Origin of the sequence: Massilia timonae, assembly GCF_001866515.1 — a bacterium.
Taxonomy (GTDB): Bacteria; Pseudomonadota; Gammaproteobacteria; order Burkholderiales; family Burkholderiaceae_D; genus Telluria; species Telluria timonae.
In genome coordinates this window covers 5,666,753-5,680,631 of record NZ_JRYB01000001.1, presented here as the reverse complement: position 1 = coordinate 5,680,631, position 13,879 = coordinate 5,666,753, and the positions used below count along the sequence as shown (strand labels likewise).

Genomic DNA, 13,879 nt, shown 5'->3' with positions numbered 1-13,879 from the left:
GCTTCCTAGCCCGCCAGGTGGATCACGGCGGCCATCATGACCGCACCCGCCGCCAGAACGGCCAGTTGCCGCGCGATGCTGCGCACGGTGAAGGCCCACACCAGCAGCGCGAGATAGAACACGAAACCCAGCATCGACGACAGCGCGACGGCTTCCGAGCGCGCCATCCCGAAGCGCGCCAGCACGGCGCCGGCCGCGATCACCGTCAGGGCGGTGAGCAGGTAGCCACCCGCCACCGCGCCGGCGATCCTGAGTCCGCGTTCAGAAGCCGAGCGCATAACCGACGGTCACGGTGCGTCCACGGCCGGCGAAGTAGCGCGACGGCTCGACCAGCGCGCTCTGCGAGTAATACGTGATGTAGTCCTTGTCGAGCAGGTTGGCGACGCCGAAGCGCAGGTCGCCCTTGGCGAGCTTGTAGCTCAGGGCCGCATCGACCAGCGTGTATCCCGAGAAGCGCTTCGCCGGCTCGTCGAAGTCCTGCGAGAACGCATGCTGGGCCTGCACCAGCGACGACAGGCGGTCGGTCCAGTTCGCGCTCCAGCTGGCCAGCACGCGGTCCGGCGCCACGTTCAGGCCATCGAGCTTCGCGTCCAGGCTGCCGTCGTTATCGCTGTCGTAGCGGCCCTTGGTGCGCGCATACGACAGGCTGGCGCGGTGGATGGCGTTGAAGCGGTGCGCGATCTTGGCCTCGACGCCTTCCAGCCGCGTCTTTTCGCGCGCCATCATGAACACGCCGCCGACCGAGACGACGCGGGCGCCGAAGTCGGAATCGGAACGATAATAACTGGCGTCGAATTCCCAGTCGCCCTTGCGCACGCGGGTGCCGGCTTCCACGCCGTCGGTCAGGATCGGCTCCAGGTTGCGCAGGCTGCCGATGCTCTGGCCCGGCGTGTTGATCGAGCGGAGCGTGCGACCGATGTCCGGCAGGCCGAAGCCTTCCGAGTAATTGGCATACAGGGTGACGTCCTTGAGCGGCTCCAGCACCAGGCCCGCATTGAGCAGCGTTTCGTTGAACTTGATCTTGCCGCCTTCGACGAAGGTGTTGTTGTAGGCGGCCAGCGTGCGGTAGCTGTCCACTTCGAGGTCGGCGTTCTCGCGCCGCGCGCCGGCGTGCAGCGTCAGGTTATCGAGCAGCTTGAATTCGCCCTGGGTGAACAGCGACAGGTTGCGGTACTTTGACTCAGGAACGAAGGTGCGCTTGGTGCCGTACATGTCCTGCTTGCCCTCGTCGACCAGGGTGTCGAAGCCGAAGGTGAGCTTCAGGCGTCCGTCCAGCAGTCCCTCTCTCGTCAGGCCGACCTTGCTACCGTACTTCGAGGCGACCGAACGCGACTGGTCGTACAGGGTGCCGCGCGGCGCGATCGTCACGTCCTGGAAGGTGGCCGAGTTGTCGGCGCCGAACAGGCCGACGAATTCCTGGCTGTAGGCCATCGCCGACAGTTCCATGCCGGCCAGGCTGGTGTGGGTGTAGCTGGCGCTGGTGGTCCAGACGTCGTTCCAGGCCGGCGTGCCCGGCGGCGTGCCTTCGATCGAAGTGGATGGAATGCTGCGCGCGCGGTCGCCCGGCACGCCGAGGTAGCTGGCCTTCGACTTGATCCGGTAGCGGTTGACCGAGAACTGCAGGCGCTGGTGTTCGTCCGGCCGGTAGCCGATCTTGGCCAGCACGTCGTAGCTGCGCGAATCCATCAGGTCGCCCTGGGTCACGTCGACGCCGATCGAACGGCCGGCGCCGTCCAGGTACAGCCCCTGGTCCTCGTAGCCGACCGAGAACAGGTATTCGAGCTTGTCCCCTCGGCCGTCGAGCCGGTAGGTGGTCTTGTAGCCGAGCAGGTCGCCGTTCACGTCAGACGTTGGCGTCGTCACCTGCACGTCGACGTGCTGGTTGAAGCTGCCCGGAGCAGGGCGGCGCGTGATGATGTTGATGGTGCCGCCGGTCGCGCCGAGGCCGTTGATGGCGTTCGGGCCCTGGACGATCTCGATGCGGTCGACCATCGCATAGTCGATGGTGTGGGCCTCGCGTCCGGTAGGTCGCACCGGATTCGATTGCGGCACGCCGTCGACCAGGATCAGTGGGGTGCGCCCGCGCAGCGTCTCGCCCGAGCCGTTCATCTTGCCGCGGCTGGGCGTGTACGAGGGCAGCAGGTTGCTGAGGACGTCGGACGTGTTGGTGGAGATGGTCAGCTGGCGCGCGATGTCTTCCTTGCGGATCACGACCACCGTCTGCGGCGCCTTGTCGACTTCGACGTTGGAGCGGGAGGCGGCGATGACGACCACGGCGCCGTCGCCATCGGCCGGCTGGGCCTGGGCGGCGAACGCCAGCAAGGCGAGTGGAATGGACGCTGCGAGTGGATGACGCGGGAAAGGGAAGGTCTGCGAGAACTGCACGAACGGCTCCGATCTACTTGATAATGAGAATTATTATCAAGTAGATCGGAGGTCGATGTCAAATCGCCACTGGCAATCGGTGGATGGGATGGCGCGTCGTCAGCTTCCCGCAGCGCGCGTTGTTCCTGCCTTGGCGACCTTGGCCGCCGCCTGCGTCTCCGGATTGAGCACCACCTGCACATAGTTCCTGGTGTCGAAATAGCGCCGCGCGGCCATCTTGATGTCGTTCGCGGTCAAGGCCTGCACCTGTTTTTCCACGGAGAGGATCGACGCCGGGTCGGTGCCCTCGGTCAGCGCCGATTGCAGGTTCGCCACCCAGTAGCCGTTCTCGCGCAGCGAGCGGCGGTGATTCTGGATCCAGCCGGTCTTGACCTTGTCCAGCTCCGCCGCGTCCGGACCGTCCTGCTGCAGGCGCGCGATCTCGGCGAAGGTCGCGGCGATCACCTTGTCCACGTTTTCCGGTCCGGTCGGCAAGCTGATGCCGACCGAGTAGTTCCCGTAAGGGATCTTGCTCAAGGTGCCGCTGGCGCCGCCGCCGTAGATCATCGCCATCTTTTCGCGCAGCACCTCGATGATGCGCAGATTGGTCACTTCGATCAGCGCCGACAGGCGCAGCTGCTCGGCTTCGGTGAATTCGGCCGGGCCCGTGAAGTTGAGCGCGATGCTGCTCTTCGGCTCCGATCCGCTGCGCACCTCGCGTTTCACGATGCCGGTGGCCGGACGCAGGCCGACGTCGCGGTAGGCGACCGGGATGTCCGGCGTCGGCAGGGTGCCTAGATAGGTCGCCAGCAGCGGCCGGATCTGGCGCTCGTCGAAGCTGCCGACCAGGATGAAGGTCAGGTCCTTGGCGCTCGAGAAGCGCTGGCGGAAGATGTCGATGCTGCGGTCCAGGTCGATCTTGGCGTATTCCTCGGCATCGAGCGTGCGCGGCGCACGCGGGTGATTGTTGTACAGGGCCGCGACCAGCGCGTCGTTGAAGTAGCGTCCCGGCAGGCCGCTCTGGTTGCGCGCGATCTCGGCCTGCTTGTCGATATAGGCGTGGAACAGGCCTTCGTCGCGGCGCACGCCGGCGAACTTCAGCCACAAGAGCTGCAGCATGGTCTCGATGTCGGTGGCGCCCGAAGCGCCCGCGATCACGTCGGTGTAACTCCCCAGCCCCACGGTCACGCCGGCCGCCTTGCCGGCCAGGATCTTGCGCATGTCGAGCGGCGTAAAGTCCTTCACGCCCATGCTGGCCACGATCGCGTTCGAGAAGCGCGCATTGAGGATGTCGCCGTCGGGGAACAGGCTCTGGCCGCCGGGACGGGCGGCGCTCAGCATCACCTGGTCGTTGCGGAAGTCGGTCGGCTTGAGGATGACTTTCACGCCGTTGGACAGGGTCAGGCGGGTCAGGCCCAGCGCCTTGTCGTGTTCCTCGGCGGTGATCTTTCCAGGCTGCGCCGGGCGCTCCATCAGGCGCGTCGCCAGCAGTTTCTCGTCGTGCCGTTCAACCGGCGTGCGCGCGGCCTCGCTGACGGCGGCCAGCAGCTGCGCACCGGTCGGCGCGTCGGGTTGATTGTCCCCTTTGCTCACGCCCGTGTACAGCACCAGCTTGCCGGAATCCGCCGGAATGGTGCGCCGCGCGTAGTCGTTCATCTCGGCGAGCGAAATGCCGGGCACCAGCTGCTGAACGTAGCGCCACTCGGTGTCGATGCCGGGGATCGCCTCGTCCTGCAGGAAGTTGCGGATGTATTCGGCGGCGTAGGTCGCTGAGTCGCTCTTGGCGCGCTCGTTCCATGCCTGCTCGTAGGTGCGCATCAGGTTCTTCTTGGCGCGCTCCAGCTCCTGCTCGCCGAAGCCGTGCTGGCGCGCGCGCTCGTTTTCCTGGACCAGGGCGGTGATGGCCGGCAGGGCGCCGCGCGGGCCGATGGCGGCCGACGAATTATAGGAGTGATAGCGCGGCGTCAGCTTGCCGAGCGAGCTGCTCGCGCCCAGGTAGGGCGCGTCGGGCAGCTGCGCCAGTTCGGCCAGGCGCTGGTTGAGCATGGTGCCGAACAGCGATTGCACCAGTTCGTCGCGGTAGGCGCCGATGGTGCCCAGCTCGCGCACCGGCTGCACCGGGTAGCGGATCAGCACCGCGTTGCCATTGGCTTCCGGGTCGGTGACGACCAGCGCCTCGGTGTCGGCGCGCGCTGGAATCGCGGCGTAGTCGCGTGGCCGCGGATTGGCCGGGTTCTTCAGGCGCGCGAAATGCTGTTTGACGAGCTTTTCGGCGCGCGCCGGGTCGACGTCGCCGACCACCACCACCGCCATCAGGTCGGGGCGGTACCAGTCGCGGTAGAAGCGGGTCAAGGCATCGGGTTTAAAATTTCTTAATACGTCTTCGCGCCCGATCGGCAGCCGTTCGGCATATTTCGAGCCGTTGAACAGGCGCGGATAGATCTGCTTGCCCATGCGGTCCGAGGCGCCTTTGCCGAGGCGCAGCTCTTCGAGCACGATGCCGCGCTCCTTTTCGATGGCGTCGGCATCGAAGCGCACGCCATGGGCCCAGTCTTCCAGCACCTGGAACGCCTTGCTCACGTGTTCCGGCTTGTCGGTCGGGATCGGGAGGATGTAGACGGTTTCGTCGAACGAGGTGTACGCGTTCAGGTCGGCGCCGAAGCCCACGCCGATCGACTGCAGATAGGACACCAGCTCGTGCTTGCGGAAATTGGTGGTGCCGTTGAAGGCCATGTGCTCGACGAAGTGGGCCAGGCCGCGCTGGTCTTCATCCTCGAGGATGGAACCGGCCTTGACCACCAGGCGCAGTTCGAGCTTGCGTTCAGGGCGCGCATTGCGCTGGATGTAGTAGGTGAGGCCATTGTCCAGCTTTCCGACCTTGACTTGCGGGCCGACCGGGATGGGCGATTCCATCTGCAGCGCAGGCGCCTGCGCTGCCTGCGGCGCCGGCGCCTGGCCTGCCTGCGGCGCGCCATGCGCCAGCGGGGACAGGCCCAGGACCGCGGCCAGCGCCATCGACGGCAGGCCGCGTACGAAGTTGTTGCTCATTCAATGGTTCCTGGGTGACTTGTTTATTGCATTCTACATGGCGCACAGGCAGGCACGGATGGGCTTAAGACTGCCCTAAACATCGTCGCCGGTTCACAGCACGACCCGTCCTTTGGCCAGCAGCTCGGCCATCTCGAAGGCCGGCACCGGCCGCCCGTACAGGTAGCCCTGCAGGACGTCACAGCCGAGGGAGCCGAGGAAATCGCGCTGGCCGACCGTTTCCACGCCTTCGGCCACCACCGCCAGCGACAGGCCCTGGGCCAGGGCGATCGTGGCCTGGGCGATGGCGGCGCTGCGCTGTTCGGTGGCGATGTTGCGCACGAACGTCTGGTCGATCTTGAGTTTGTCGAGCGGGAAGCGCGACAGGTAGCCGAGCGACGAGTAGCCGGTCCCGAAGTCGTCCAGCGACAGCGAGACCCCCAGCGCGCGCAGCTCGGCCATCTGGGCCTCGGCCGCCGCGCTGTCGCCCAGCATCACGCTTTCGGTCAGCTCGACCTCGAGCCATTGCGCTTCGAGACCGCTGTCGTGCAGGGCGGTGCGCACCACCTGGGCCACGCTGCCGGCCTTGAACTGGCTGGCCGAGACGTTGACCGCCACCCGCACCGGCGCCAGGCCGGCGTTTTGCCAGGCCTTGTTCTGGAAACAGGCCTGGCGGATCACCCATTCGCCGATCGGGTGGATCAGGCCGGTGTCTTCGGCCAGCGGAATGAAGTCGGCCGGCGACACCGGCCCGATCTCTTCGCTGCGCCAGCGCAGCAGCGCTTCCATGCCGACCACGCGGCCATCCAGACGCGAGACCTGCGGCTGATAGTGCAGCGACAATTCGTCGCGCTCGATCGCGCGCCGCAGGCGCGTCTCCAGCGCCAGCCAGCGCAGCGCCTCGGCGTTCATTTCGCCCTTGAAGAACCGGAAGCCGTTGCGGCCCGACTCCTTCACGTGGGCCAGCGCGGCGTCGGCCGCCTTGAGGAGGTCGCCCGGGACGTCGCCGTCGCGCGGATAGACGCTGATCCCGATGCTGCCGGTGACCACCACGTCGTGTTCGCCGACCAGCAGCGGCTGGGACACGGCTTCCATCAGGCGCCGGGCGCAATAGATCACGTCGTCGGTGTCGTCGAAGCTGGTCAGCAGCAGCACGAATTCGTCGCCCGACAGGCGCGCCACGGTCTCGGTCGGGCCGGCCACCTCGCCGGCGCGGCGCGCCACTTCGCGCAGCACGGCGTCGCCGGCCGCGTGGCCCAGGCTGTCATTGATGCGCGACAGGCGGTCGACGTTGAACAGCAGCAGCGCTACTTGGCTGGCATCCTGGCGCGCGGCGGCCAGCGCCTGCTGCATGCGGTCGTTGAACAGCGAGCGGTTCGGCAGCAGGGTGAGCGCATCGTGGTTCGACAGGAAATCGAGCTGGTGATGGGCGGCCTTCAGCGCCGACAGGTCGGTCGACACCGAGACGTAGGCGGTGCGCCGGCCCTGCTCGTCATGGACCGCGCTGATGCTCATGCTGGCGGGGTAGATCTCGCCGTTCTTGCGCCGGTTCCAGATCTCGCCGCGCCATTGGCCGTCGTGCTCCAGGCAGTTCCACATGCCGGCGTAGAAGGCGTCGTCGTGGCGTCCCGATTTCATGAGCCTGGGGTTCTGGCCCATCACCTCGGCCTCGCGGTAGCCGGTGATCTCTTCGAAGGCCGGGTTGGCGGCGACGATGTTGGCGTCGGCGTCGGTCATCAGGATCGCCTCTTGCGTGCTGTCGAACACCTGGCGCGCCAGTTCCAGCCGGTGCTCGCTGTCGCGCAGCGCGGCGTCGGCGTCGGCGCGCGCCAGCGCCTCGAGTTGCAGCTGGGCGGCGTGGCGCTGCACGACCTCGTACAGGTTCAGGTTTTCGTAGGCCACCGCCAGCTGGGCCGCCAGGGCCGTGGCCCAGCGCTCCTCTTCGTCCGAGAACGGCGCCGCGCCGACCCGGCGGGTGCAATACAGCCAGCCGAGCGGATGCTGCAGGTCGTGCACTTGCAGGCCGAGCAGGTGGCCGACTTCGGGGTGGTGCTGGGGCAGGGTGGTCAGCAGGGCGTCGTCGCCGTCAAGCCGCAGCGGGGCGCGCGCGCGCAGCAGCACGCCGGGCAGGTCTTGCTCGTTCAGCGCGTAGGCCTCGAGCAGGCCGCCTTCGACGCCATGGGTGGCCAGGTGGCGCACGGTGCGTTCGGTGCTGGCCAGCAGGCACAGGGCGACGCAATCGGCGTCCAGCACGCGCCGCGCGGCGTCGACGAAGGCATCGGCCAGGGCCTCGACGCGGCGCTCGCCCACCAGCATCATGCACATGCGCTCCAGTTCCGACAGGCGCGCGCACAGGTCGAACGGCAGGTCGCGATCGTGCTTTGACGGCAGCGCCGGCGCCGGCGCGCCGAGCGCCACGCCCAGCTCGGCCGCCACCGCCGCGAGGATGCGCTGCGGCTCGGAAGGCTTGCCCAACACCGTGGTCACGCCGCAGCGCGCCGCCATGGCCATCGTCTCGCGCTCCGAATAGACGGCCGAGAAGAAGATGACGCGGGTCGCGCGCAAGGCGGTATCGGCGCGCAGCTGCTGGACGAATTCGTAGCCGTCCATGGTCGGCATCAGGATGTCGGTGATGATCAGGTCGGGGCGCTCGGCGCGCGTGATGGCGAGCGCCCGGGCGCCGTCCTCGGCTTCGAGGATCCGGTGTTCGGTGTACCCGAGGAGGGCCGCGAGATAGCTGCGGTTGCTCGGCCGGTCGTCGACGATCAGGATCGTGGCCATCAGCGCCGCCCTCCGCATGGAGCGGCGCCGGGATGGCTGACGGGGAGGACTACCGGCATGGCAACTCCGAAAAATGGGACGCACCCTCTGGATGGGTACGGCAAAGATGTCTTAATAATAATCCAGTTGGGCGTGGGCACAGTACGATGTTGCACGTAAAAACATCGAGCTTAACAATTTAAATCCGCAAAATCACTAGCTGTTGCTTAAAAGTAACATCAGCCGGCGTGGTTGGGATGTCGCGCTGGCGATTTGGGGATAGGCAGGGACCGACAATGCGGTTGAAAGCCTGTAAATCCATTAAAATAGCGGATTACGCATAACACCCCCGTTTCAAGGAATCCCGTATGTCTATTTCCAGCACCGAGGACATCGTTGCCGAACTGCGCGCCGGCCGCATGGTCATCCTGGTCGACGAGGAAGATCGCGAGAACGAAGGCGACCTCGTGCTTGCAGCCGACTTCGTCACGCCCGAGGCGATCAACTTCATGATCCGTCATGCACGCGGCCTGGTCTGCCTGACCCTGTCCGAGGAAATCTGCGACCGCCTGGCCCTGCCAATGATGACCTCGCGTAACGGCACCTCGTTCGGCACCAATTTCACCGTGTCGATCGAAGCGGCCGAAGGCGTCACCACCGGCATCTCGGCGGCCGACCGCGCGCGCACCATCCAGGTGGCGGTGAACAAGGGCACGACGCCGGACGACCTGGTGCAGCCGGGCCACATCTTCCCGCTGCGCGCCCAGAAGGGCGGCGTCCTGATGCGCGCCGGGCATACCGAAGCGGGGTGCGACCTGACGCAGATGGCGGGCCTGACCCCGGCCTCGGTGATCTGCGAGATCATCAAGGAAGACGGCACCATGGCGCGCCTGCCCGACCTGATCGAGTTCGCCAAAGAGCACAATCTCAAGATCGGCACCATCGCCGACCTGATCCACTACCGCAGCCAGAACGAATGCCTGGTCGAGCGCGTGGCCGAGCGCACGCTGTCGACCGAGGCCGGTGAATTCCAGCTGGTCGCCTTCCGCGATGCCCCGAGCGGCTCGGCCCACCTGGCCCTGGTCCACGGCGAGCTGTCGCCCGAGAAAGAGGCGCTGGTGCGCGTGCACCAGCCGGTGTCGATCCTCGACCTGCTCGAGAACCGCGCCACCACCCACTCCTGGGACATGGCCTCGGCCATGAAGACGATCAAGGCCAGCGACGCCGGCGTGATCGTGCTGCTCAATTGCGGCGAAAGCGCAGAGCAATTGTTCGCCCAGCTGGCGCCGCAGGACGGCAAGGCCAGCCGCGCCGGCGCCCGCGCCGCGTCGATGGACTTGCGCACCTACGGCATCGGCGCCCAGATCCTGCGCGCCCTGGGCGTGGGCAAGATGCAGCTGCTGGCCAATCCGCGCAAGATGCCGTCGATGACCGGTTTCGACCTGGAAGTCACCGGCTACGTGCCGCGCCTTGACGCCTGAACAATCAACCAATCAACAAGAAGAGGTCAGCCATGACGGTAGGAACTTTTGAAAGCAATCTGCAGGGCGAAGACCTGCGTATCGGTATCGTGCAGGCCCGTTTCAACGCCGACGTCGGCCACGGCCTGCTGTCGTCCTGCCTGGCCGAACTCAAGCGCCTGGGCGTGGCCGACGAAGACATCCTGCACGTGACCGTGCCGGGCGCGCTCGAAGTGCCGCTGGCGCTGCAGCGCATGGCCGTGACCGAACAGTTCGACGCGCTGATCGCCCTGGGCGCGGTGATCCGCGGCGAAACCTACCACTTCGAGCTGGTGTCGAACGAATCGGGCGCCGGCATCACCCGCATCGGCCTCGACTACGGCATCCCGATCGCCAACGCGATCCTGACCACCGAGACCGACGAGCAGGCCGAGGTCCGCATGGCCGAGAAGGGCGGCGACGCCGCACGCGTCGCGGTCGAGATGGCCAATCTCCTGATGGCGCTGGACGAGCTGGTGCCAGAGGACGAATAACAGTAAAGGCAAGAAAACAATGACTGACAAGAGTACGCACGCCAACCCGAGCAAGAACCGCACGCCGCGCCACCGCGCGCGCGAGTTCGCGCTCCAGGGTCTGTACCAATGGCTGCTGAATAATGAATCGGCGCGAGTGGTCTCGACCAATATCCGCGGCGCCCACGGCTTCGACAAGGCCGACAGCGAGTTCTTCTCGGCGCTGCTCAATGGCGCGATCAGCACCTCGGTCGAGCTGCGCGAGTCGATCGCTCCGCTGATCGACCGCGCGATCACCGAGCTGTCGCCGATCGAGCACGCGGTGCTGCTGCTGGGCGCCTACGAGCTGAAGAACCATCCCGAGATTCCCTACCGCGTCGTGATCAACGAAGCGGTCGAGCTGACCAAGTCGTTCGGCGGCATCGATGGGCACAAGTACGTCAACGGCGTGCTGGACAAACTGGCGTCGCGCATGCGGCCGGACGAAGTGGCGGCGAACGAGCGTCGTTGATCGTTCCGCTTCCTGACGAGAAAAAGCCACCGTGCGCGAGCCGGTGGCTTTTTCGTTGGTAGGTGGTCCGCCAGCGAATTGGATTCCCGCCTGCGCGGGAATGACGTGCTTGGGTACGTGTGCAAAGCCGCGTTGGTGGTGTTCGGGCGGAGAGATTACACGTCGTTCCCGCGCAGGCGGGAACCCAATTCGTCCGAGCAGCCGAAACAACATATATATAGAACAGACGCAAAAAAGCCACCGCCGCAGCGGTGGCATCGAGGGACTTCCCTCGTGATCTTACAGGCCGGCCAGCGGCTCGACGTGCGGCACCTGCGCGCCGGTGGTGGAGGCGGTGGTGGTTTCCTGCAGCGGCTTGGCTTCCGGCTTGGCCGTATCCGATTCAGGCTGCTTGGCGGCGACGATGGTCACCGGCGCCGGCGAGATGCGCGGGGTGCGCACCGGGACGTTCTGGCCTTTCGAGACCTTCTTCAGCAGCTTGTACTCGGCCAGCACCTTGTTGCCATAGCCCGAATCGGTTTCCAGGTCGGCCGCGCCGACATAGGTCTTCAGGCCGCCTTCGATCGAGCCGGTGCGCTTGACGTAATCCTTCAGGATCAGGGCGCCGACACGGATGTTGGCCACCGGGTTCAGGGCCGCCTGCGGGCCGCCCACATCCTCGAACTTGTCGTGGTGGACCTTGGCCATGACCTGCATCAGGCCCTTGGCGCCCATCGGGCTTTCGGCGAACGGGTTCAGGCCCGATTCGATCGCCATCACCGCCAGGATCAGGAGCGGATCGAGTTTCAGCTCGTGCGCCGTCAGGTAGGCGGTCGAGACCAGCATATTGGCGGCGTCGCCGGCCACGCGATAACGCTTGGACAGCCAGTTGGTGACGTATTGCTGCTGCTTGCTGTTGCCCAGCATCGTGTGCGAATCGCGCAGGTGCGTCGTTTCGACGGCCACTGCCTCGACCACCGCCTTGGGCGTCGGCGCGACTGGCGCAACCGGTGCGGCCACGGCAACGACGACTGGCTGCGGATGCAGCATCTCAGAGACGCGTTTGGCGAAACTGTCATTGGTGTACAGCAGCGCCAGCATGGCGACTGCGGTCAGACCGAATACGGTCAGGGTAGTGCGTGCGGTTTTCAATAGTCCGCTTGCCGTTTTGCTCACGGAAGACCACGTGATTGGCTGGCTGGCCATGGATTGCACGAGCCTTGCGCTCGTGATAAAACGATGAAACATCGAATTTTCCCCTTGTCGCGGCAAAAGAGATCCCGTCGTGTCGCTCTAAGCGAAACGCAGAATGTGTTTTGCCGTGCATCAGAAAATCGTTTGTCGCCGCGACGCGGCCGACTAACGCCGTCATTGCTTTGCTTCAGCTGGCTGCTAACCCGTAGGGCAGGGACCAGTGGCTCAACAACTGTCTCGGGGGTTTGGGCAGACGCCCAAGAGAAAACACTCCTTAAAATGTCATATGGGGCCCCGACCCCGTGAATGCATGAGAACGGCTAAAATTGTGGCAAAAAAAGTAAGGCCGTCTCATCAAGTAGGACGGATTGTAGGGGCGGAGCTTATATCAAGTCAACCCTAGCACGTTCGCCCCTTATAACTTTTGGTTCTGATGAGGTGGCCTTCCAAATGGAAAGACTTGACGAATCAATCACTTGGCACCACCCTCTCACTTACGTTCTGCAATCGAAGAAATGCACAAAACTTGATGAAATATACAGACTTGCGAGATTTTTTGGCCCAGCTCGACCGCATGGGCGAGCTCAAACATATTGACATTCCGGTATCGCCCAACCTCGAAATGACCGAGATCTGCGATCGCACGCTGCGCGCCGAAGGTCCGGCGCTGCTGTTCCGGCAACCGACCGGGCACACGATCCCCGTCCTCGGCAACCTGTTCGGCACCCCGAAGCGGGTGGCGCTGGGCATGGGGGCGGAAGACTTAAGCGAGCTGCGCCAGATTGGCCACGTGCTGGCGCGCCTGAAAGAACCCGAGCCGCCCAAGGGTTTCAAGGACATCATGGGCATGGGCTCGCTCGTCAAGGCCGTATGGGACATGGCGCCGAAAGAAGTAAAAGGCGCTCCCTGCCAGGAAATCGTGTGGGAGGGCAAGGACGTCGACCTCGGCCGCCTGCCGATCCAGCACTGCTGGCCGGGCGACGTCGCGCCCCTGATCACCTGGGGTCTGGTGATCACCAAGGGCCCGAACAAGAAGCGCCAGAACCTGGGCATCTATCGCCAGCAGGTGCTGGGGCCCAACAAGGTGATCATGCGCTGGCTGGCGCACCGCGGCGGCGCGCTCGATTTCCGCGAGCACGCGCTGGCCAATCCGGGCAAGCCGTATCCGATCGCGGTGGCGCTGGGCGCCGACCCGGCCACCATCCTGGGCGCCGTGACGCCGGTGCCGGACACGCTGTCCGAATACCAGTTCGCCGGCCTGCTGCGCGGCAGCCGCACCTCGCTCACCAAGGCGATCGGCAGCGAACTGATGGTGCCGGCGTCAGCCGAGATCGTGCTCGAAGGGCATGTCTACCCGGATGCGAACCACCCGTCCGGCTTCGAGCATGCGCTCGAGGGGCCGTATGGCGACCACACCGGCTACTATAATGAACAGGACAGTTTCCCGGTGTTTACCATCGACCGCATCACGATGCGGCGCGATCCGATCTATCACTCGACCTATACCGGCAAGCCGCCGGACGAGCCGGCCGTGCTGGGCGTGGCGCTGAACGAAGTCTTCATCCCGCTGCTGCAGAAGCAGTTCACCGAAATCACCGACTTCTACCTGCCGCCGGAAGGCTGCAGCTACCGCATGGCGGTGGTGCAGATGAAGAAGCAGTACGCGGGCCACGCCAAGCGGGTGATGTTCGGCGTCTGGAGTTTCCTGCGCCAGTTCATGTATACCAAGTTCATCGTCGTGGTCGACGAGGACGTCAATGTGCGCGACTGGAAAGAGGTGATCTGGGCCATCACGACCCGCGTCGATCCGGCCCGCGACACGGTCATGGTCGACAACACCCCGATCGATTACCTCGACTTCGCTTCGCCGATCAGCGGCCTGGGCAGCAAGATGGGTATCGATGCCACTAATAAATGGCCGGGCGAGACCAATCGCGAGTGGGGCACGCCGATCGTGATGGCGCCTGCGGTCAAGCAGAAGGTGGATGAGATGTGGGGGCAGTTGGGGCTCTGACACGAGAAGGCCGGCGCTGCGGCGCCGGCCATATTTCCCCAATCGTTCGCGGTCAGGT

At 65.3% G+C, this 13,879-nt stretch carries 10 protein-coding genes; 4 read left to right on the top strand and 6 right to left on the bottom strand.

The genetic code is table 11. From position 1 onward, the window contains the following. Positions 1-5: 5 nt before the first annotated feature. The 4 genes from LO55_RS24240 to LO55_RS24225 all read right to left on the bottom strand — a co-directional run bounded on the left by LO55_RS24240 (position 6) and on the right by LO55_RS24225 (position 8,172). Positions 6-278, bottom strand: a complete 273-nt coding sequence (locus LO55_RS24240) for a hypothetical protein (RefSeq protein ID WP_005671268.1) — start codon at positions 276-278, stop codon at positions 6-8. Next, positions 262-2,385 carry a TonB-dependent receptor gene (locus tag LO55_RS24235; RefSeq protein WP_071363424.1) on the bottom strand — a complete coding sequence of 708 codons (2,124 nt, stop codon included), beginning with the start codon at positions 2,383-2,385 and terminating at the stop codon, positions 262-264. Before LO55_RS24235 ends, LO55_RS24240 begins: the two co-directional genes overlap by 17 nt. A 99-nt stretch (positions 2,386-2,484) precedes the next feature. Next, a complete protein-coding gene (locus LO55_RS24230) occupies positions 2,485-5,412 on the bottom strand; it encodes a M16 family metallopeptidase (protein WP_071363423.1) in 2,928 nt (975 codons plus the stop codon). A 93-nt stretch (positions 5,413-5,505) separates the two neighbouring features. After that, positions 5,506-8,172, bottom strand: a complete 2,667-nt coding sequence (locus LO55_RS24225) for a two-component system response regulator (RefSeq protein ID WP_071363422.1) — start codon at positions 8,170-8,172, stop codon at positions 5,506-5,508. Between the two features lie 347 nt (positions 8,173-8,519). Between LO55_RS24225 and ribBA the strand changes: the two genes are divergently transcribed. The 3 genes from ribBA to nusB are packed head-to-tail and all read left to right on the top strand — an operon-like array spanning position 8,520 to position 10,634. Further along, entirely contained in the window at positions 8,520-9,632 is a 1,113-nt protein-coding gene (ribBA, locus tag LO55_RS24220) for a bifunctional 3,4-dihydroxy-2-butanone-4-phosphate synthase/GTP cyclohydrolase II (protein ID WP_071363421.1), read from the top strand. A gap of 32 nt (positions 9,633-9,664) precedes the next feature. Further along, positions 9,665-10,144 (top strand): 6,7-dimethyl-8-ribityllumazine synthase, encoded by a 480-nt coding sequence (ribH, locus tag LO55_RS24215; protein ID WP_005671273.1) that lies wholly within the window; start codon positions 9,665-9,667, stop codon positions 10,142-10,144. 19 nt (positions 10,145-10,163) lie between these two features. Then, positions 10,164-10,634, top strand: coding sequence for a transcription antitermination factor NusB (nusB, locus tag LO55_RS24210; RefSeq protein ID WP_005671275.1), 471 nt, complete (start codon positions 10,164-10,166; stop codon positions 10,632-10,634). 279 nt (positions 10,635-10,913) lie between these two features. On the opposite strand, the gene LO55_RS24205 is transcribed toward nusB, so the two are convergent. Beyond that, positions 10,914-11,714, bottom strand: coding sequence for a transglycosylase SLT domain-containing protein (locus LO55_RS24205; protein WP_229410227.1), 801 nt, complete (start codon positions 11,712-11,714; stop codon positions 10,914-10,916). After that, positions 11,689-11,985 carry a hypothetical protein gene (locus LO55_RS27140; protein ID WP_229410226.1) on the bottom strand — a complete coding sequence of 99 codons (297 nt, stop codon included), beginning with the start codon at positions 11,983-11,985 and terminating at the stop codon, positions 11,689-11,691. Before LO55_RS27140 ends, LO55_RS24205 begins: the two co-directional genes overlap by 26 nt. 351 nt (positions 11,986-12,336) lie before the next feature. Here LO55_RS27140 and ubiD point away from each other — a divergent pair, with 351 nt between their 5' ends. Continuing rightward, complete coding sequence (gene ubiD, locus LO55_RS24200) at positions 12,337-13,821, top strand: 4-hydroxy-3-polyprenylbenzoate decarboxylase (protein WP_071363419.1); 1,485 nt, start codon at positions 12,337-12,339, stop codon at positions 13,819-13,821. Positions 13,822-13,879 lie beyond the last annotated feature (58 nt).